The 19,590-nt window shown below is 44.9% G+C and carries 18 protein-coding genes; 2 read left to right on the top strand and 16 right to left on the bottom strand.

All coding sequences use genetic code 11. The features are described from left to right. Nucleotides 1-221 precede the first annotated feature (221 nt). The 4 genes from ASG93_RS30010 to ASG93_RS29995 all read right to left on the bottom strand — a co-directional run bounded on the left by ASG93_RS30010 (nucleotide 222) and on the right by ASG93_RS29995 (nucleotide 4,197). Complete coding sequence (locus tag ASG93_RS30010) at nucleotides 222-1,727, bottom strand: AAA family ATPase (RefSeq protein ID WP_056838157.1); 1,506 nt, start codon at nucleotides 1,725-1,727, stop codon at nucleotides 222-224. After that, nucleotides 1,720-2,250 (bottom strand): hypothetical protein, encoded by a 531-nt coding sequence (locus ASG93_RS30005; RefSeq protein WP_056838155.1) that lies wholly within the window; start codon nucleotides 2,248-2,250, stop codon nucleotides 1,720-1,722. The genes ASG93_RS30010 and ASG93_RS30005 overlap by 8 nt, the downstream gene beginning before the upstream one ends. Before the next feature lie 114 nt (nucleotides 2,251-2,364). Continuing rightward, nucleotides 2,365-2,859: a DUF5590 domain-containing protein gene (locus ASG93_RS30000; RefSeq protein ID WP_056838153.1), complete on the bottom strand. Its 495-nt coding sequence runs from the start codon at nucleotides 2,857-2,859 to the stop codon at nucleotides 2,365-2,367. A gap of 42 nt (nucleotides 2,860-2,901) precedes the next feature. Beyond that, on the bottom strand, nucleotides 2,902-4,197 hold the full coding sequence (locus ASG93_RS29995) for an amidohydrolase (protein WP_056838151.1): 1,296 nt from the start codon (nucleotides 4,195-4,197) through the stop codon (nucleotides 2,902-2,904). A gap of 246 nt (nucleotides 4,198-4,443) precedes the next feature. On the opposite strand from ASG93_RS29995, the gene ASG93_RS29990 reads away from it, so the two are divergent. Both ASG93_RS29990 and ASG93_RS29985 read left to right on the top strand, forming a co-directional pair. Beyond that, the gene (locus tag ASG93_RS29990; protein WP_056838149.1) at nucleotides 4,444-5,070 is read left to right on the top strand and encodes a DUF47 domain-containing protein; all 627 of its coding nucleotides are present in this window, start codon (nucleotides 4,444-4,446) and stop codon (nucleotides 5,068-5,070) included. A gap of 64 nt (nucleotides 5,071-5,134) precedes the next feature. Continuing rightward, complete coding sequence (locus ASG93_RS29985) at nucleotides 5,135-6,136, top strand: inorganic phosphate transporter (protein WP_056838148.1); 1,002 nt, start codon at nucleotides 5,135-5,137, stop codon at nucleotides 6,134-6,136. Nucleotides 6,137-6,179: 43 nt separating this feature from the next. On the opposite strand, the gene ASG93_RS29980 is transcribed toward ASG93_RS29985, so the two are convergent. The 12 genes from ASG93_RS29980 to dapB all read right to left on the bottom strand — a co-directional run bounded on the left by ASG93_RS29980 (nucleotide 6,180) and on the right by dapB (nucleotide 19,572). Further along, on the bottom strand, nucleotides 6,180-6,800 hold the full coding sequence (locus tag ASG93_RS29980; protein WP_056838146.1) for a redox-sensing transcriptional repressor Rex: 621 nt from the start codon (nucleotides 6,798-6,800) through the stop codon (nucleotides 6,180-6,182). Between the two features lie 2 nt (nucleotides 6,801-6,802). Continuing rightward, on the bottom strand, nucleotides 6,803-9,658 hold the full coding sequence (dinG, locus tag ASG93_RS29975) for an ATP-dependent DNA helicase DinG (RefSeq protein ID WP_056838144.1): 2,856 nt from the start codon (nucleotides 9,656-9,658) through the stop codon (nucleotides 6,803-6,805). 90 nt (nucleotides 9,659-9,748) lie between these two features. Next, nucleotides 9,749-10,342 carry a tetratricopeptide repeat protein gene (locus tag ASG93_RS29970; protein ID WP_056838142.1) on the bottom strand — a complete coding sequence of 198 codons (594 nt, stop codon included), beginning with the start codon at nucleotides 10,340-10,342 and terminating at the stop codon, nucleotides 9,749-9,751. A 79-nt stretch (nucleotides 10,343-10,421) separates the two neighbouring features. After that, nucleotides 10,422-10,805 (bottom strand): aspartate 1-decarboxylase, encoded by a 384-nt coding sequence (panD, locus tag ASG93_RS29965; RefSeq protein WP_056838139.1) that lies wholly within the window; start codon nucleotides 10,803-10,805, stop codon nucleotides 10,422-10,424. A 5-nt stretch (nucleotides 10,806-10,810) separates the two neighbouring features. Beyond that, the gene (gene panC, locus ASG93_RS29960) at nucleotides 10,811-11,674 is read right to left on the bottom strand and encodes a pantoate--beta-alanine ligase (protein WP_056838227.1); all 864 of its coding nucleotides are present in this window, start codon (nucleotides 11,672-11,674) and stop codon (nucleotides 10,811-10,813) included. Between the two features lie 23 nt (nucleotides 11,675-11,697). Beyond that, nucleotides 11,698-12,555 (bottom strand): 3-methyl-2-oxobutanoate hydroxymethyltransferase, encoded by an 858-nt coding sequence (panB, locus tag ASG93_RS29955; RefSeq protein WP_056838137.1) that lies wholly within the window; start codon nucleotides 12,553-12,555, stop codon nucleotides 11,698-11,700. 241 nt (nucleotides 12,556-12,796) lie between these two features. Beyond that, on the bottom strand, nucleotides 12,797-13,765 hold the full coding sequence (locus ASG93_RS29950) for a biotin--[acetyl-CoA-carboxylase] ligase (protein ID WP_056838135.1): 969 nt from the start codon (nucleotides 13,763-13,765) through the stop codon (nucleotides 12,797-12,799). Nucleotides 13,766-15,088: 1,323 nt separating this feature from the next. After that, nucleotides 15,089-16,411, bottom strand: a complete 1,323-nt coding sequence (locus ASG93_RS29945; RefSeq protein WP_056838133.1) for a CCA tRNA nucleotidyltransferase — start codon at nucleotides 16,409-16,411, stop codon at nucleotides 15,089-15,091. 26 nt (nucleotides 16,412-16,437) lie between these two features. After that, nucleotides 16,438-17,610: an N-acetyl-alpha-D-glucosaminyl L-malate synthase BshA gene (gene bshA / locus ASG93_RS29940; protein ID WP_056838131.1), complete on the bottom strand. Its 1,173-nt coding sequence runs from the start codon at nucleotides 17,608-17,610 to the stop codon at nucleotides 16,438-16,440. 18 nt (nucleotides 17,611-17,628) lie between these two features. Continuing rightward, nucleotides 17,629-18,321, bottom strand: coding sequence for a bacillithiol biosynthesis deacetylase BshB1 (gene bshB1 / locus ASG93_RS29935; RefSeq protein WP_056838129.1), 693 nt, complete (start codon nucleotides 18,319-18,321; stop codon nucleotides 17,629-17,631). A gap of 1 nt (nucleotide 18,322) precedes the next feature. Beyond that, nucleotides 18,323-18,742, bottom strand: a complete 420-nt coding sequence (locus ASG93_RS29930; protein WP_056838127.1) for a methylglyoxal synthase — start codon at nucleotides 18,740-18,742, stop codon at nucleotides 18,323-18,325. A gap of 26 nt (nucleotides 18,743-18,768) precedes the next feature. After that, on the bottom strand, nucleotides 18,769-19,572 hold the full coding sequence (gene dapB, locus ASG93_RS29925) for a 4-hydroxy-tetrahydrodipicolinate reductase (protein ID WP_056838125.1): 804 nt from the start codon (nucleotides 19,570-19,572) through the stop codon (nucleotides 18,769-18,771). Between the last annotated feature and the right edge of the window lie 18 nt (nucleotides 19,573-19,590).

Here is a 19,590-nt window from a genome sequence, read left to right as displayed (position 1 = left end):
CGCGCGAATGTTGTGAAAAATACAATAATTCCTCTCAAAAGAAAGGAATTCGACCGAAATACGCTAAATTTGTTGCACAAAATACAACATCTACCCCTAAGTGAGAAGAAATCAACTTAATTGTTACAGTTTTTACAACAAATAAACCGAATGATGGGCAGAAACTCTGAGAAATAATTAGCTACACGAAAAAACCGCTGGCCTCAAGGCCAACGGTCAACTTATGCACTCTTCGAAACAGAAGCATCAAACAAATTGCGGAACGTGTCACCAGAAAGAACTTCCTCTTTCATCAAAATCGCAAAGGAATGTTCGAAAACACTGCGCTGCTGCTCTAAAAGCTCCTTGGTGCGAATCATGAGCGCATCAAGGATGCTCGTATTCTCTTTCATAAGCTGATCCTTCGTCACCATATCACGGTCAATGATACCGAGGGAAGTAAGGCCGGAATCCATCATATTACGCACCATGGAAAGTGACTGCTCGAAATCGTTACGCGAACCTGTACTGCGCCCACCATAGAAGATTTCTTCAGCCGCGGCACCGCCGAGAGCAATCATGATTTGCTCCTCAATATAATCCTTGGTGTACAAATAATGATCCTTAGGCGGATTATGACGCACATATCCCAGCGCTTTCCCCCGCGGACTAACGGTAACCTGAGAAACGGAACCAGGGCGCACAATTTCAGCAACAATCGCGTGACCCAATTCGTGATAAGCAACGCGCTCTTTTTCCTCTTGAGCCGTTTCTTTATCCGTTCTTTCCCCCATCATCACTTTATCAATAGCGGAAGCTAGATGGTGCTGTTCAATGGCTAGTTTATCTTCTCGCATGGCATAAATAGCGGCTTCATTCAGAACACCTTCTAGTTGTGCACCAGAGAAACCAAAGGTTTGATCAGCGATCATATCCAAAGAAACACCTTGAGCCAACGGTTTATTTTTTACATGAATATCAAGAATAGACAGACGTCCTTTCTTATCCGGCAAGTCCACTTCAATATGACGGTCGAACCGTCCAGGACGCAATAAAGCACTGTCGAGAATTTCTTTACGGTTCGTTGCTGCAATAATCAAAATACGGGGAGCATCATTCGTATGAATACCATCCATTTCAGTTAATAGCTGGTTCAGCGTCTGATCGTACTCACGATGTTGTCCGCCATCCCGTTTTCCGCCGATAACATCAATTTCATCAATAAAAATAATCGCATTGTCTTTGCCTTCTTTAACAGCACGGGTTCTTGCTTCCTTAAAAAGGTCACGTACACGGCTTGCACCGACACCAACGTACATTTCAACAAATTCACTACCTGAAGCGGCAATATAAACGGAATTCGTATAATGCGCGGCCGCTTTGGCCATTAACGTTTTCCCTGTTCCAGGAGGGCCAGTAAGCAGGATCCCTTTGAGCGGACGGATTCCTAATTTCTTAATTTCTTCATGCTTGATCAGAAAATCAAGAGCTTCCATCAATTCTTTCTTAGCGCGATCTTGTCCGCCAATCTCATCAAACGTCAAGTACGAAGGCGTCCGATTTTTGTTTTTACGATCACCGCCACCTGCTGATATACCGGCACCGCCGCGGCCTTTAATCATATAAAACAAGGATACACCCAATACACCAACAAACAAGATAGGTATCACATTCACACCTAGAAAAGCTAAAAAGATAAGAAGAACTGGAATAAATCCGATCCCAATTTCTTTGTATATTTTACTCATTCGGCCACACTCCTATCTGGGAAGTTCTAGGAAGCATGATGAATTTAGTGGCATCACCATCTGTCAAACGAATATATACATAAGTTTGGTCCATTTCACTATCTACTTTCATACTTGGAACACCTTCGGCATATTTCTGCAGCGTTGTTGGAATATCTGCATAATGCTTCGTTTCCATAGCTTGTGCTACCTCGAATAATGCTTTAGACCACCACTGATCCAGTTTCTCTGACGGGTTGCTTTTCACATCTATATTCACTGTACGCTTTCCGATAATGGATGCACCATCTTTATGAATACGATCGACCACATTTCGTAAATTGGCATCTGGGTTTAGACTAACTTGTATGTCAACTTGGTTATTGTCAAGTTTCATCGTTGAGCTCGTTACACCGGGAACTTTGCTAATGATATCAGATAAGGGATTTTCCATAGCTAAGCTTGTATAAGCGAACCAACCACCGAATAAAACACCAGCAGAGATAATAACACTCATGACGACAGGTAAGAGACGCAGCTTCATCAGTCAACGTCCCCCTTTCTACACGTATTTTGTTGCCTCAATTGCTATACGATGAGTATATCACGCGATACATACATTAGCTCTATGAAATGAGTGGAAACAACAAAACTCAGCCTAATGCAGGCTGAGTCTGTACGTATCCATATAGAGTCCATCTTTGAATTTGTAATAGTCATAGAAATAACGTGTACCGCTGTTTTCTTTCTTTTTATAGAAGACTTCCCAGACATAATCGTTTCCAAGCTTACCTGGCAGCACACGTTCTATTTCAATATCCGGAGCTTTTTTTAGCACAGTTTCTCGAACTTGCGTTTCGGTGAACGCTTCAGCAGTCATCTCGGCATGTACACCTTTGTCTGAAACCCAAACGATGACACCTTGACTGAGCTTGTCTTCCCCATAAACGATTTGAAGGGGTTCATCTCCATAGAAGAAATCCACCTTCGTTGCTTTCGTCATAATACTTTTCTCATAGGCTATTTCTACCGCTTTGCGCTTATCGTCCCAGTGCTCATTCTGAACATTTAAATAAAAGCGGCTAAGCACTACACCAAGTGTCAAAATAATAAATACTCCGAATGCTATGATCCTTGTTCGCTTCGCATTCATGAACGCCGCTCACCTCCCCAGACGAACTTATAAGGAAATTACTTAGCCAATGAGCTTATCGAAGCATTGTTCAAACTCACGCTTAATTTTTTCTTCATCAAGTGTTAAACATTCACCCTTGCGGACAATCCAATTTCCGTCTACACACACATCTACTACATCTTTTGCACAAGAAGAGTAAACAATATGGGATATAAAGTCTGTCTTCGGAAGGAAATGAGGTTGATCGATATCAAGCGCGATGAAGTCTGCCTTCATGCCAGCTTGCAATAAACCTACATTATCTAACCATATGGATTCCGCACCCATTTTTGTTCCCATAAGAAGCGCTTCTGCAGCAGGTACTGCTAAAGGATCGCCTGAAACACCTTTGTGGATCAGTGCAGCGAGTCTCATTTCTTCGAACATATCCAAGTTATTATTGGAAGCCGCTCCATCTGTTCCAAGCGAAACTTTAACGCCTGCACGAAGAAGTTCAGGAACTCGGGCAACACCGCTAGCAAGCTTCAGATTGCTTCCTGGGTTGTGGGAAATACGAACATCATATTGCTTAAGGATACCGATTTCTTCGTCTGTGAGATGAACACCATGAGCGAGGAGAGTTGGTCTGCTGAACACACCATACTTTTCTAGATGTGCGACGGGTCTCAAACCGTATTGATCAACATTTCCTTGAACTTCACGAAGGGTCTCCGACATGTGGGTATGGATTGGCAGGTTCAAATCATGAGCCACTTGAACAATCCGCTCGATATAGTCCGGTGGACATGTATAAGGTGCATGTGGAGACATCATCGTCGTGATTCTTCCATTCGCACCGCCATGCCAGTTTTTAGCGAACTCGGTAGCCTCTTTTAATTTAGCGTCTTGTACTTCTGGTGGACAAAGACCAATAATGCCTCGGGTCAGAACACCGCGCATACCTGACTCTTCAACAGCCTTAGCAACTTCGTTCATATGGTCGTACATATCTACGAAAGTCGTTGTACCACCTTTAACCATTTCAAGAATAGTTAAAAGCGTCCCCCACTTCACATCTTGAGAGCTGAATTTGGCTTCCATCGGCCACATTTTCTCTTCTAACCAAATTTGGAGAGCAAGATCGTCTCCGTATCCGCGTAAAAGCGACATCGCTGCATGTCCATGCGTATTCACAAGACCAGGCATATAAAGCTTGTTCGTGCCGTCAATCACTTCGTCATAATTTTCTCGAGGTTCAGGTATTTCCTCACCGATGTATGTAATCTGGCTGCCTTCAATTACCATACAGCCCTTGATAGACGATTTTGCTTCAGTATTTGAGATAAAAATACCGTTCATAATTAATGTTTTTTTCATGCTAAAAATCCCTCTCTATGCTCATTCTATTAATAAACATTGCCCTATAAACTTTACATCTTCGGGCTTGTAAAATCAAGGAAGCTTCGCTATGTTAAGAAATTGCAAAATTTCACGGAATTTTCGTTGCTTTCCATACAATTGTTATGATATTTTTAACTTCGTGAGTTTTTTCAACCATTTGGTCTGTTTATCTTATATATTCGATCAAAAATTAGTACATATAGCAAAATATAGGAGGATTATATGACAACGTTATTCACGAAAAAGAACGAAGTCGATTTCTTGCAACTTCTCATCCGTGCTGCAGAAAACGCATTGCAAACAGCTCAACTATTTCGCACAGCCATGATGGGGGATAAACCGCCTATTGAGTATGTTAAAGCGATTCATGATTTAGAGCATGCAGGCGATTCCATAACTCACGAAATTTTTAAAGGTTTAAACAAAGTCTTTATTACACCAATTGATCGTGAAGATATTATGGTTCTAGCCTCCAAAGTGGATGATGTAACGGATGGTATTGAAGCAACAATTGCTCGTTTCGATTATCTAGCTGTATCCCATACAGATTCTTATATGAAAGAGTTTTCCGCTGTCATTGTAGACTCTTGCCAGCATATGCTGGATGCGTTCAAGCTGCTGGCGAAGAAAAAATACATGCAAATTCCTGAGCATACGGTTGCTATTAATTCCCTCGAAAATGACGGAGACCGTTTAATGCGCGAAGGGATTCGCCAAATTTTTATCACACGTAAAGACCCGTACGAGGATTTTAAACTGAAAGAAATCTATGAGCGTTTGGAAGAAACAACAGATGCTTGTGAAGATGTAGCCAATATCCTTGATAGTGTTGTACTTCGCTATTCATAAGGCACATTCGTGCCCTATGTCTACGAAGAAAGTTTTCCAAATGGAAAACTCTTAGGAGGAAATCATGTTAACTTATTTAATCGTCATCGTTGTGCTTGCCTTACTATTTGATTTCATTAATGGATTTCACGATACGGCTAATGCGATTGCAACTTCCATTTCCACTCGCGCCTTAAGCCCGCGTGTCGCCATCGTCATGGCCGCCACACTCAACTTTGTCGGAGCTATGGTTTCCTCTAAGGTTGCCAAAACCGTTGGAGGAAGCATTGCCAACCCAGCCAAAATTGAAAATGGCGTTGAAATCGTGATCGCTGCCTTACTTGCGGCCATCATTTGGAACTTGTTGACATGGTATCTAGCGATTCCTTCATCATCTTCGCATACGCTCCTTGGTTCATTAGCTGGAGCTGTTATCGCTGGTGCTGGGGTTCATGCAGTGAACTGGAGTGGGTTTACGCAAATTATTATCATCTTGGTTTTATCGCCTATCATTGCTTTTGCCCTAGGTTACCTAATAATGATATTGATCAAGTACATCATATTATGGTCAGGGAACACATCAAGATCGAAGCTAAATCGCTTATTCCGTACCTTGCAAATTCTATCCGCGGGATTGCTTTCATACTCGCACGGTGGTAACGATGCACAAAAAGCAATGGGAATTATCGTTTTTGGCTTAGTAGCAGCCGGTGTTCAAACGGATCTGGAAGTACCGCTTTGGGTGAAAATCTCCGCAGCTTTGGCTATGGGACTGGGAACGTCCATCGGTGGATGGCGAATTATTAAAACCGTTTCCGGTAAGATTGTTAAAATCGAGCCAATCAATGGCTTTGCCTCGGACTTAACGTCATCACTTGTTATTCAATTCTCAACTCATATTGGTAAGCCATTATCTACGACGCATGTTATTTCCTCCGCGATTATCGGGACAGGCAGTGTCATGCGCTTCCATGAAGTTCAATGGGGCACGGTTGGACGCATGTTGATCACTTGGGTTATCACGATTCCAATCAGCATTGCGCTCGCATTCTCGATCTACTTCGTTTTGTTCAGACTCATTTTCTAAAAAATAAAGGCACGACCCAAGCGAATCGGGTCGTGCCTTTTTACTAATCCAAATAATAAGCTAAACTTTGCAATTCAGTTGTAAAATCCGCGTAATGCACACGCACTTCGGAAGGAACCTTAATAATGACGGGGGCAAAATTCAATATCGCTTCGATCCCGCAATCAACGAATTGATTGGCTACATTTTGAGCTTCGTTCGCAGGAACCGTAATGATGCCGATGCGGACGCCTAATTCAGATAAAACCTTCTTCATATCATACATCGGTTGAACGATTAAATTGTTGATCGATCCCCCTGCTTTACTTGGCATTGCATCGAATACAGCTACAATTTTCATATCATTCCGTAAATAAGTATTATAATTGCATAAAGCGCGGCCTAGATTACCCGCTCCCACGAGAGCAACTTGAATATGGCGATCCAACTTCAGGATCTGTCTAATCTTCTCAATTAAGTAAGCAATGTCGTAGCCGATTCCCTTTTTGCCGAATTCCCCGAAATAAGCCAAATCCTTGCGAATCTGTGCCGGATTCAGATCGAGCTTTTGACCCAAATCCTGCGAAGATACCGTCGAGATATTTTTCATTGCAAGTTCATTCAGAAAGCGTAAATAAATGGGCAGCCTCCGGACGACTGCTTCCGATATTTTTTGTGTTTTCAATGCTACGTCTCCCCCATCCACTCTTCAATTCTAGGCAACATTTGTTCGGTCGTCATATGCTCAATCTTCGGACCAGGCAATGAATAAAGGAAGTGCTTGCCATAATACGTATCAATGACACGAGTATCATAGATGATTACGATGCCTTTATCGGATGCACGTCTGACCAGTCGGCCAAAGCCTTGCTTAAATCGAATGACAGCCTGCGGCACAGAAAATTTCATAAATGGATTTTCATTACGCTTCTTAATATTTTCACACTTAGCCTCAACAAGCGGATGATTAGGAGGTTGAAACGGTAATCGAATAATAGCAAGACAGCTTAGTGCATCTCCTGGAATATCGACACCTTCCCAGAACGAGCTGGTGCCCAGTAGGACGCACATTTTGTTATCTTGGAACATCCGGGTTAGTTTACTCCGATTGCCGCTGTCTACCCCCTGCCCGAGCACCGTAATCCCATGCGGCTTTAAGAGATCCTTCATGCCCGCGTAAATTTGCTTCAGCATGCGATTCGAAGTGCACAAAATCAACATACGTCCTTTGGTAATTCGCGCAACATCACTAAGCGACTCAATAAGTGCGTTGATAAAAACAGGATCACCGGCACCTTTGATCGTCGGGAAGTTCCTAGGAATGACGACGAGAGCTTGCTCTCTGTAATTGAATGGAGACGGCAATTGAACGGTTTTCAGCTTGCCCGATTCTTCATCCTCCGGGATTACTAATCCTAATTGATCTGCCGAATATTGAAAAGATTTATTAACAGACAACGTCGCAGAGGTCAGGATAATACTGTCTTTGGTCTCAAAGAAATGCTGCTGCAACAGCCCACTTACATCAGTAGGCACTGATATAAGCTGCAGCGATTTCGATTTGGCATAAGTGCCCGCTTCCATCCAATACACATAACCCTCATCAGCCATTTTCATAAAAAAGTGCAGAGCATCTCGATGATTATAGAGTTCCTTTACTGTCCCGTTCAGATCGGTAACTAAACCTTGAACTCCTAAAACTTCCTGCATGTCCTTCACTTCATTTAACAATTTATCAAGAGTGCGAAGTAAATCATTCGCATTCAAATAAATATTGTCTTCCATAATTTGAAGCTCTCGCCACTCGGGTGGAAGCATATCAGGCTTCATCCGCAGTACGTACTGTGAGTTTTCGGATTGCGAAGGATCGCTTCTAGAAGATAACAGCTCATAAAGCGCTTCGCTGAGCCGATCCCAATCTTCTTTGATTTGTACGATTTTGGGAAAGAGCCCGTCAATGGTTTGACTCCAAGCAGCCGCGCGTTCCTGATGTTCATCCGACTTCTGCAATCGAAACCGCAGCATCGGTAATTGGCCGCTGCGGTTATCTTTATACAGCCATAGCATTGAATGATAAAATGCGGACGAATGCAGCTCAATGCCAAGATGTTTACTGGCCACTTCTTCGAAGTGATGTGCCTCATCAATCACAAGGTGCTTGTAAGACGGTAGAAGGCGGTTCTCAGCCTTCATATCCGTGAAGAGGAGGGAATGGTTCGTAATGATCACATCAGCCGTATTGGCATCATTCCGAGCGCGATGATAGAAGCATTTTTTGTACCAAGGGCACATGCGATTCAAACAAGAATCGGTGTCACTTGCAACCGAATACCAAAACTGCGCACCTTTATTGCCAAAATGCAGCTCCTCTTCATCTCCATGCTCCGTCTCACTAAGCCATACAACCATCTGCGCTGCCGTAATCGGATCTTCCTTGCCATTCTCGTAATCACGTGTTGTTAGCTTTGTCTCGAATTTACGCAAACATAAGTAATGACTTCTGCCTTTAAGCACAGCAGCTTTGAATGGTATTGGGAAGATTTCCTTCAAGAGTGGAATGTCCCTCTCACGGAGCTGTTCTTGTAAGTTAATCGTGTGCGTAGAGACGATCACTTTCTTCTCATACTTGATGCCATAATAAATGGATGGTATTAAATACCCTAGTGACTTCCCTGTTCCCGTCCCCGCTTCAATCATCAAATGCTGATCAGCCCTTAGCGACTTCTCAACTTCCCGGATCATCTGCTCTTGGGATTCACGGTCTTCAAAGATCTCGAATTTTTCCCTTAAAGCTGTTTTCAAACCTTGATGGAACTCGGTAAAAGATGCACCTAAATCATCCGCATCGGAGTCTTTGCGCGTATCTTCCTCTTCCCCCCAATCGGATACATTTAGCGTAAATTGCCGGAAATACCGATTCGTATCCATATCCACACTGGTGATAGACTCTTTGTATAAGCATATTTCGTCGAGGAACCAACCCAAATCGCTGTTACCGTTTTCGAAAATATGCTGCAAGCGTTGAACCGTTAGAAGCGGCAGCCCCAGCAAACGCTCCAAACAAATAATCCAGATGGACGCCGTTACTTCCGCATCACTATCCGCTTGGTGCGGCCTTTCATGATCAATACCAAACAAACCGGCCACCATGCTGAGCTGAAGACTCGAAATCGATGGGAATAAGATGCGCAGCAAATCCATTGTATCCAGCACACGTCCTGTGAAGGGCGGGTATCCGGTTTTCGTTAATCCTTTTTGCAAAAAGGATAAATCAAAAGCCGCGTGATGCGCCACAAGAACACAATCAAACAACAGCGGAAACATATCTGCCATGACTTGGTCCAGCGAAGGAGCATCCGCAACCATATCTTCCGTAATTCCTGTAAGGGTTGTAATCGAAGAAGGTATACTTATCCCTGGTTTTACCAGAGAAGTATACCTGTGAGTAATTTGAAATTGATCTATAATGACGAGTCCAACCTGAATAATATCATCCGCAGGCTGACTTCCTGTCGTTTCAAAATCCAAAACTGCAAATTTCATGACGTGTACCTTCAATCCTTTCGTCCTGCACTTCTCCTAGCATACCAAATCTTATTAGGAAAAGGGAATACCCAGTTAGCTGCTTCCGTTTCAGGATTCGTCCAAATTGATAAGCGGCTCCATGCAAGAAGGATCGGTGTGATACGCTTTTTGAAAAAATTCAAAAGCTTTTTCCATATTCTGATTTTGCACTTGTATGCAGCCCATAGCGTTGTAAGAAATAGCCTTCATCTTGGTATTATCGGTCAAGGGCAGAAGGAACTTGAAGTGTTGATACGCTTCTCCAAACTCCCCTTTGCGCAAATGACCCATTGCTAAATACACCCGAGCTAGCAAGAAATCCGGCTGCCTCTGAATCAGCGCTTCGAATTCTTTAATCGCTTGATCGTACATATAAAGTTTGTAAAATCCCTGGCCCCTCATGAATTCATCTGTCTGCTTCCCGGACACATCTAGATCCATCAGCTCATCATGAAGGGTTTGGGTACTCATCGGTACGGCCCCATAAAACTTTCCCAACTTCTCCTCAAAAAGCAGCCACGCCTCAATGAACTCGTCGCTCATCGTTTTCAACACCTGCAATTGTTCGTCGAGCTCCGCCTTTTTTTCCACATTACTATTCGGATATTCTTTTTGGATTTCTTCCAAAACCTCGTTCATTGTGGAAAATAAATGCTTAAACATTTGGCATCCCACCTTTGCTTCGAAAGCTTATCCTCATTCTTTGTAAACAGAGCCGATTTCATGCATGGAAGTGTTCCTCTTAAAGGATCGTTGAATGCTCTTCTTCTTTGAGAAGCTGCGCCACTTTATTATTTTCTCCCATAATGGCAACCGTTGGTTGATGCTTCCTAGCTTCTTCATCGGTCATCATCGCATAAGAAATAATAATAACCGTATCACCGGTCTGAACTAACCTGGCGGCCGCCCCATTTAAACAAATCACACCTGTGCCTCGCGGCCCCGGAATAATATAAGTTTCGAGACGTGCGCCATTGTTGTTGTTTACAATTTGCACTTTCTCATTCGGCAGCATACCAACCAAATCGATCAAATCTTCATCAATCGTAATGCTTCCGATATAATTCAAATTCGCTTCCGTAACGGTTGCCCGGTGGATTTTCGCTTTCATCATGGTTCGAAACATGGAGGTCACTTCCTTACTTGTAAAATTAAATTATCGATCAAACGCGTCTTGCCGAATTTCACGGCCAAAGCAATGATGATAGAATCGATATAATGGCTATTTTCAAAAGGCTCTAATGTCGGATAAGCTAAGACCTCTACATAGTCAATGACGGCTAATGGTGTAGTCGCAATATGTTGGCTGACCAAGCTTTCAAGCTCCTGCGGTGTAAAAGTTGCATGTGATTCCATATATGCCTTTGCTTTCTGTAAGGATTGAGACAAAACTAAAGCATGCTTACGCTCTTCCTCAGACAGATACACGTTACGCGAGCTCATTGCCAGCCCGTCTGCTTCACGCAATATAGGACAAGGAACAATCTCAATGTCGAGATTGAGATCTTGAACCATTTGTTCAATCACAGCAACCTGCTGAGCATCCTTCAGACCAAAAAAAGCTTGATCAGGCTGAACAATATGAAACAGCTTGCTAACGACAGTTGCAACCCCATCAAAGTGTCCAGGGCGCGACGCTCCGCAGAGTCTGGAGGTAAGACCTGTCACACTGACCGTAGTGCGCGTCGGTGACGGATACATTTCGCTCACAGATGGCATAAACACCAGATCAGCGCCCGCGGCTTCAGCTAATTGCAAGTCCCGCTCCGTATTGCGCGGGTATCGCTCGAAATCCTCGCCTGGACCGAACTGGAGCGGATTTACAAATATACTTAGCACGACAAGTCCACTTTGAGCACGTGCTTTACGGAGCAAACTAGCATGGCCTTCGTGTAAATAGCCCATTGTGGGCACAAACCCAATAGATTGATCATTCTTGCGTCGGTAGTTCTTTATGCGAGAACGCAAATCAGCAATTGAATGAATCACTTCCATAGTCTGGATTGCTTCCATGCCTCTCACTTCTCCTTATCGCCATATAAATATTCAACAACGTCGTTGTCCATATGAAACGTATGCTCTGGCGCAGGGAATGCCCGCGCTTTGACTTCTTTCACATATTCACCTATACCTGCACGAATAGTTTCCCCTATATTCGCGTATGCTTTTACGAACTTTCTGGCAGCACTGTCAGAACCATATTGGAGAAGATCATGATAAACAAGTACTTGACCATCGCAATGAATGCCAGAACCAATTCCAATCGTCGGGATCGACAGCTGCTTCGTTATCCATTCTGCCAACTCGTCAGTCACCAGCTCTAAGACCACCGCGAAAGCTCCCGCTTCCTCCAGAGCTTTGGCATCACTGAGCAATTTCTCCGCCTGTTCAGAGCTGCGTCCTTGTACCCGGAAACCACCAAGTTGATGTACAGATTGCGGAGTTAAACCCAAATGCCCGACGACAGGCACACCGGCTTCCGTGATTGCTTTAACAGTTGACGCAATTTCAGCTCCGCCTTCCAGCTTAACCGCTTTTGCTCCACCCTCTTGCATTAATCGGGCAACACCTCGAAATGTCGTGTCCAAGCTTCCATGGTAAGTCAAGAAAGGCATATCCGCTACAATGAACGTATTTGAAGCTCCACGCACCGCGGCTCGCGTCTGGTAAACCATATCATCCAAGGTGACCGGCAGGGTTGAATCGTAGCCTAATACGACATTCCCTAGTGAATCTCCTACAAGGATAACATCAATGCCAGCCTCTTCCGCCAAGCGGGCTGAGGGATAATCATAAGCAGTTACCATGGTAATGGGAACGTCATCTTGCTTCATTTTTCTCATCTTAGCTGTCGTTAGCGGCTTACGTTGTTCCATCGGTATCCCAGCTTCCTCATATAAAATAAAAAACCTTTTAGCTAAGAGCTAAAAGGATCGCATGCAGAAAGAATCCAATGATCCTTCTGTCTCGGTCCCATAAGGCTCAGAGCAGAATCCAACATCATGTTTTAAGTCCTATTCCTTTGTTAAACAATCAACCGTCAAGCTGCAAGTGCAGTTCCTATAAGATACCGCCTTGTCATGCTATTATACCAAATATTGCTTCCATTTGATACCTTTACTTCAGTTCAATATCTCCGGAATAGATCTTTATTTTCTCTCCAGCTTGCGTTATTACCGTTAATGCACCTGAATCATCCAACGAGTCAGCGATGCCTTCAATAACACCTGAAGGTGTATGCGTGCGGATTGGCCGCTTTAAAGTTACACTGAGAGCCTCCCACAGCAAACGGATTGGGGCGAAGCCTTTCTCCATATAAAGTGCATAAAGTTCTTCAAACTCTAAAAGAAAAGCTTGTACCAAACTTTCTCTTGGGATGTCAGTACCCGATTCAATCGCTAGTGAAGTCGCAATATTCCGCAGTTCCTCGGGATAATCCTCCGTCTTCAAATTCACACTGATGCCTATCCCTGCAATCACATACTTGAGCCGTTCATCTTCCCCGCTGCTTTCCAGCAAAATGCCGCTAACCTTCTTGCCTTTAATCAGAAGATCGTTCGGCCACTTGATGCCGATGTCTACCTGGCAAACCTTCTGGATCGAGCGACACAGTGCTACCGCACTTAGCAGCGTTAATTGGGGCATGAAAAAAACAGGAATGCGCGGTGTTAACACCAAACTCATCCAGATCCCTTTACCGGCCGGAGAATGCCACGTACGCCCCATTCTGCCTCTTCCTGCTGTCTGTGCCTCTGCTAGCACAATCGTGCCTTCTTGCGCACCTGAAGCAACGAGAGCGTGTGCAATTGTCTGCGTAGATTCGACTTCCCCGTAAACATGGATTTTCTGACCAAGTACCTTGGTTTTCAATCCGCTCAACAGTTCATTCACTTGCCATGAATTAGGCTTGCTCAGCAATCGATACCCTTTGCGAGGTGCAGCTTCAAATTCATAGCCTGCCGCTCGAAGCTCTTCGATATGCTTCCAGATCGCGGTGCGGCTAACGTTAAGTCGTCGGCTGATTTCCTCGCCCGAAACATAAGCTTCCGGGAACTCTTGGAACAGCTCTAATATACGTTTGTTCATTCGATTTCACTCACGATCTATCGGTAATTTAATGGGATGTCACAACTGGCAAACTCCAAAGTTTGATTTCAACGACTCGCAGTTTCGTGAAGTTAGAGTGGCTATTGTAATTACAGAATTTATATAACAATTTACCCTCCCAAAGGTTAATTTGCAAGCTGATGTTGTAGTCTGTACAACATTTCGAGTCTATTTGTTGCGAAATATTTTATATAAGGCCCAATTGTTGTACATTAGAGTCAATTTCATAATAAAAGTTCGATTTCTTCAAGTATGAATTCGGGAGAAAAGAATCGGATAAGAGCCTTTAGAGACTGCTATTTCTTCATTTCCTTCAAACCAATTACAGAATTAAGAAAGAGATTTATCCGTTTAAATGCCCTGATTTTTAATACTTAAACGGAGAATAACATGATATCTTGGCACCTAATAGATATCTTGGAGTAGGTGACTGTTTTTGAATGCGGTATAAGTCCTTATGTAGCAAGGGTTTTGAATTATGAAATTGACTCCATTATGCAACAAAAAAGGAGCTGGAGCGGGATCTAGGCAATAATTGTTGCACTTTTATACGAAAATAAAAAACATAAGAGCACATTATTTTCATTCTTGGGAGGTGGTCATCGTAGGTGTGATGATTGTTTTTACAACATACTTCAACTAAGGAGCACATCTCCATCTCAAGGCCCAATCAGGCAAGATGCACCCATGTTCTTCTATCCGTTTCCCAAATTCAACCCGCAACAGGCATCACTAGATTTTAGCGGAACGTAGAAGCCTTATTTTGCGCAAAAACACGTATTTCACGTTTTCGCGGAACGAGGAGCCTCTATTTCCGCTTTCGAGGTGTAAAAACTGGAAAAACGCCAAAATAACGCCCCCACGTTCCGCGTACCGATACGGAATCGGCATAATCACCGAAATAGCGGCTCCTCGTTCCCTATGATCCGCAGATTAGCAGCTTATATCTCCGAAGTCACTCCACAAAGCTGAATTCGACCAGCTGTTTATCAGTATTTGAATAGAATACTATTTTATCTGCCCTCGCACCAAACTTTTCTGCTATACACTCCGATAACGGAGCACGTCATATGGTTACGGCAGGTCAAACAATTAATGTTAACCCGCCAGTGAACCTATTCTTGATTATCTACCTGCCCTCACACTCAACTTTTATACGAAAATAACAAACGTAAGAGCATATTATTTTCTTTCTTGGGGGTGGCGTCATAGGCGTCATGATTGTTTTTACAACAAACCGACGAATAAGGATTCATTATATATCATCCTTATTCACATTATTAAAAAAACCGCGCTGCGCTGCTACTTAGCAGCCCGCGCGGCAAGTAAAAGTGATTCTCGCTCGTTCGGAATTTCACCGAGCGCGGTTCCTTCAAGCAGCTGCTGCAGCAGTATGCCCATCCATGGGCCCGGCTGCCGGACAAGCACCTCCGCCAAATCCGTGCCGGATATGGCGAGTTCCTTCAGGCTGAAGCAGGGAACCTCCTTCAGCCAAGCCTCCCCGCGGCGCAGTACCTCCGGCGCGGCGCTCTGCAGGAAGCGCGCGAGCTCGCCGCGCTCCTCAAGGCTTTGCGGCAGCACGCGCAGCAGCCGCAGAAGCGCGCGGGCAGCGGCTTCGCCGCTGCGCACCGCGCCAAGCTTCCAGACCCGCTCCAGCGGAGCCGGGTCCTGCATTTGCGCGGCGTCCTGCGAAGCGCCGCCGCCCGTAAGCTGCGCGGCCACAGCCTCGCGCAGGGCCAGCACCGCCACGACCGCTTCGCAATCGGCGCGGGAGAAGGTCAGCTCCTGGAGCGCCGTGCGGACCGTGTCCGCCGGCATCTCCAGAAGCATCAGCAGCATGCCCCAGCGGTCATGCTGCCCTGACAGCGCGCTGACAGCGTCCAGCGCGTCATCCCAGGCGAGCCAGCGCTCAAAAGGCAGCGGCAGCTGCTTTTTGAGGTGTGCCGTGAGGCGGCTCGCCAGCAGCAACCGCACAGCCCGCGCTGGGGCTGGCCCTTCGATCATGCGCTGCAGCTCGCTGCGCACGCGCTCCATTGCGATGTGGCGCAGCAGCGGAGCTTGCGCAAGCAGCGCCTGCCACGTACTCGACTCGACCTCCAGTCCATAGGTCGAGGCAAAACGAACACAGCGAAGCATGCGCAGCGCATCTTCGCCGAATCGCTCCTCTGCTGCCCCGACGCAGCGCAGCACGCCCAGTTCCAGATCCTTCTGCCCTGCAAAAGGATCTAATACAAAGCCCGCCGCGTCCATGGCCATCGCGTTCATCGTAAAATCGCGCCGCTTCAAATCCTCCGTCAAATCCGAAATGTATTCGACAGATGTCGGGCGGCGGAAGCCCTCATACTCCGTTTCCTTACGGAACGTCGTCACCTCATAGGTCCCCTGTGACAGGATAACGGTTACGGTGCCGTGCTGCAGCCCTGTCGGCGCCGTTCGCGGGAAGCAGGACATCACCTGCTCCGGCAATGCAGACGTCGCTATGTCGATGTCCTTGATCGGTCGGCCAAGCACAGCATCACGAACGCAACCACCTACAAGATACGCCTCATAACCTGCTTCTGTAAGCTTAGTGAGAACGATAGAAGCTCCAGGATCTATTACTTTTACTTTAACAACATCCGACATGTTACTCCTAACCTGCTAACATCCTCTTATTGACAGGACGAAGCTGTAATGCGATGGGATTCTGGAAGCTCTCTTCCCAGTACGCGATAATAAATTTCCTCATATTGAACCGTAGTTATATCATTACAGAAGGTATGCCGAGCACGAGTCAAGCAATTCTGCGACACTCGCTCATACAACACTTGATTACTAAGTAAGTTTACGACATGTTCGGCCATTTTATCAGTATCCCCAACATCTGCTAAATAGCCGGTTTCACCGTGCGTAATGAGTTCGGGAATCCCGCCGGCATTGGAACCGATTGTTGGTACTCCACAAGCCATTGCTTCTAGAGCGACTAGACCGAAGCTCTCTTTTTCCGAAGGAAGCAGCATCACGTCGGCAAGGGAGATCACCTGCGCTACATCATCCTGTTTACCACAGAACGTAACTTTATCTGCGAGTCCAAGTTCCTTAACTTTTGCAATCATTTTGGATAGATCAGGACCTTCTCCAACGAACAAGAGGCGCGACGGAATCTCCGTACTAACTTTTGCAAAAATATCAATAACATCCTGCACACGTTTGACAGGTCTGAAATTAGAAATATGAATAAGAATCTTCTCATCCGGCCGGGCAAACTCGCCTCTAAGCTTCGTAATATCACGCGGGTAGTACACCCGTTTATCGACGAAATTATAGGTTAGATCAATGTCACGGTCGATGTCCAATAATTCTCTTGTTTCTTTAATTAAATCTTTCGAAACCGCTGTAACCGCATCGCTTTCATTAATGGCGTAACGAATCAAGTCGGAAATGGATTGATCCTGTCCCAGAACCGTTATATCAGTTCCATGGAGAGTAGTGACTACCTTGAGCTTACTTCCAACCATCTGTTTCGCCAGAAGTGCGCATACGGCATGAGGAATGGCATAATGAACATGTAGTAAATCCAGCTCCTCCATCTTGGCGACCTGCGCTAATTTACTAGCGAGAGAAAGGTCATAAGGCGGATACCGAAAGACATAATATTGACTGACTTCTACTTCATGATAAAAAATATTTTTATGAAATTTGCCCAAACGAAAAGGCATGCTATGTGTAATAAAATGAACCTCGTGCCCTTTTTCGGCAAGCAGCTTGCCAAGTTCCGTAGCAACAACACCTGAACCACCTAAAGTTGGATAACAGGTAATTCCAATCTTGAGTTTATCTTTCATCATGCACCTCTTTTCCGATCAAACGAATCGATCTACCACCAAAGGCAGCTTAGAAACGAAACCTTCTGCATAAGTTAATAAGCGCTTTTGACCTAACACGCGATCACGAGCTTCAACTCGTTCGATATAGCCTTGATTTAAGGGCGTGGCTACCGTACCTTGACCTGTTATAAATTGAGAGCGATAAGCGCTCAGTGCGGCAATTTTTTCATCGTAACAATCGGTTACATCCACCATGAGATCAGCTTCGTAAACGTCATTTATAAAATAAAAGTACATCTGCTCCACGTTCACAGGCTCAGAATCAGGTAAATATTTTCGTAACTTGGCGTTAAAAACAGCTTCCTGAACCAACCCCGAACAAGCTACATGGTCTGGATGTCGGTCCTGCCAGTAGGGTGCGAACACGATTCTCGGCTTATATTTACGAATTTCTTGCGTAATCCGCTCAATATTGGCCTGTGTGGCAAATAATCCTCGATCCGGCAGTCCCAGATTCGTACGAACCTTCACGCCAAGAATACTAGCAGCCCGTTTAGCTTCCTCGATCCTTGTTTCAACTGTGCCATTAGAGGACATTTCGGCATAGGTTAAATCACAAAGTCCTACCTTAAGCCCAGACTTGGTATGTTTGGCAATGGTGGCCCCCATTCCAATCTCAGCATCATCTGCATGTGCGCCAAAAATAAGAATATCGAGAGATTCGCTCATCTTATTCAATACCTGGCTTATATTTATGTACTAACTCTCTCCAAGCAAAATCACCGCGATCAAGCGCTCTGACGAGGAGCTCTGCTGTTGCTACATTCGTAGCGCAAGGAATACCTTGAACATCACATAGACGGAGCAGAGCAATAATGTCCGGTTCATGTGGTTGAGCCATTAATGGATCTCGAAGGAAGATAATAAAATCCATTTCATTTTGTGCTACCAATGCGCCAATTTGCTGGTCTCCCCCAAGTGGACCCGACATAAATCGATGTACGTCTAATTTCGTGCCATCCATAATCCGCTGCGCTGTTGTACCTGTTCCATATAGCTTATGACCTTCGAATACATGTTCATACGCGGTAATGAAGTTCACCATTTCATCTTTTTTACGATCATGGGCAATTAACGCTATCTTTAACATCTTGTCTTCCACTCCCCTAGGGCTCTTTAATCTATAAAATGCTCGAAACCATATATCATTCCGCTATATGTCATTACTTTACGTACAGCAATCGCAACGCCTGGCATATAGGCTGCACGATCATAGGAGTCATGTCTAATTTTGAGTGCTTGGCCCTGCTCTGCCATAATCACTTCCTGCTGAGCAAAGACTCCAGGCAGTCGAACGCTATGTATTCTAAATCCATTGTAATACCCGCCGCGTGAACCTTCAATTGTTTCTTCTTCATTCGGATTACCTTGACGCAGCTCTCCTCTAACTTCGGAGATAAGTTCCGCGGTTTTCACTGCTGTTCCTGAAGGTGCATCCAGCTTTTGATCCCCGTGGTACTCAATGATTTCGAGATTTGGGAAGTATTTAGACGCTTGAGCCGCAAATCTCATCATAAGGATAGCCCCTATTGAGAAATTCGGAGCTATGATTCCGCCAATTCCATTTTCTTGACACTGCTTGTCCAATTCAGCAATAGCTTGCGGCGTAAATCCTGTGGTTCCCATTACTGGGCGAATTCCTAGGCGAATAGCCAAGTTTGTATGTGAAACCGCTGTTTGCGGTCCTGTAAAATCTACCAAAACGTCTGGCCTGGATTCTGTGAGAGCCTGCTCCAAATCATTGCTCATTTGAACCCCACATTCTTCAAATCCTACCATCCTTCCCAAATCAATTGGGCCAGAGGAGCGGCTAACCCCCGCCACCAACTCCATATCGGACTCTGTGAGCACGGTCTTCACGACCTCTCGCCCCATTCTTCCACTTGCACCAATAACGGCTACCCGAATTGTATGATCCATGTTGAGAATATCTCCTTT

This window comes from Paenibacillus sp. Soil787, from assembly GCF_001429545.1.
GTDB lineage: Bacteria > Bacillota > Bacilli > Paenibacillales > NBRC-103111 > Paenibacillus_E.
The sequence above is the reverse complement of the archived record's forward strand: the minus strand, read 5'-3'. Positions and strand labels throughout refer to the sequence as shown.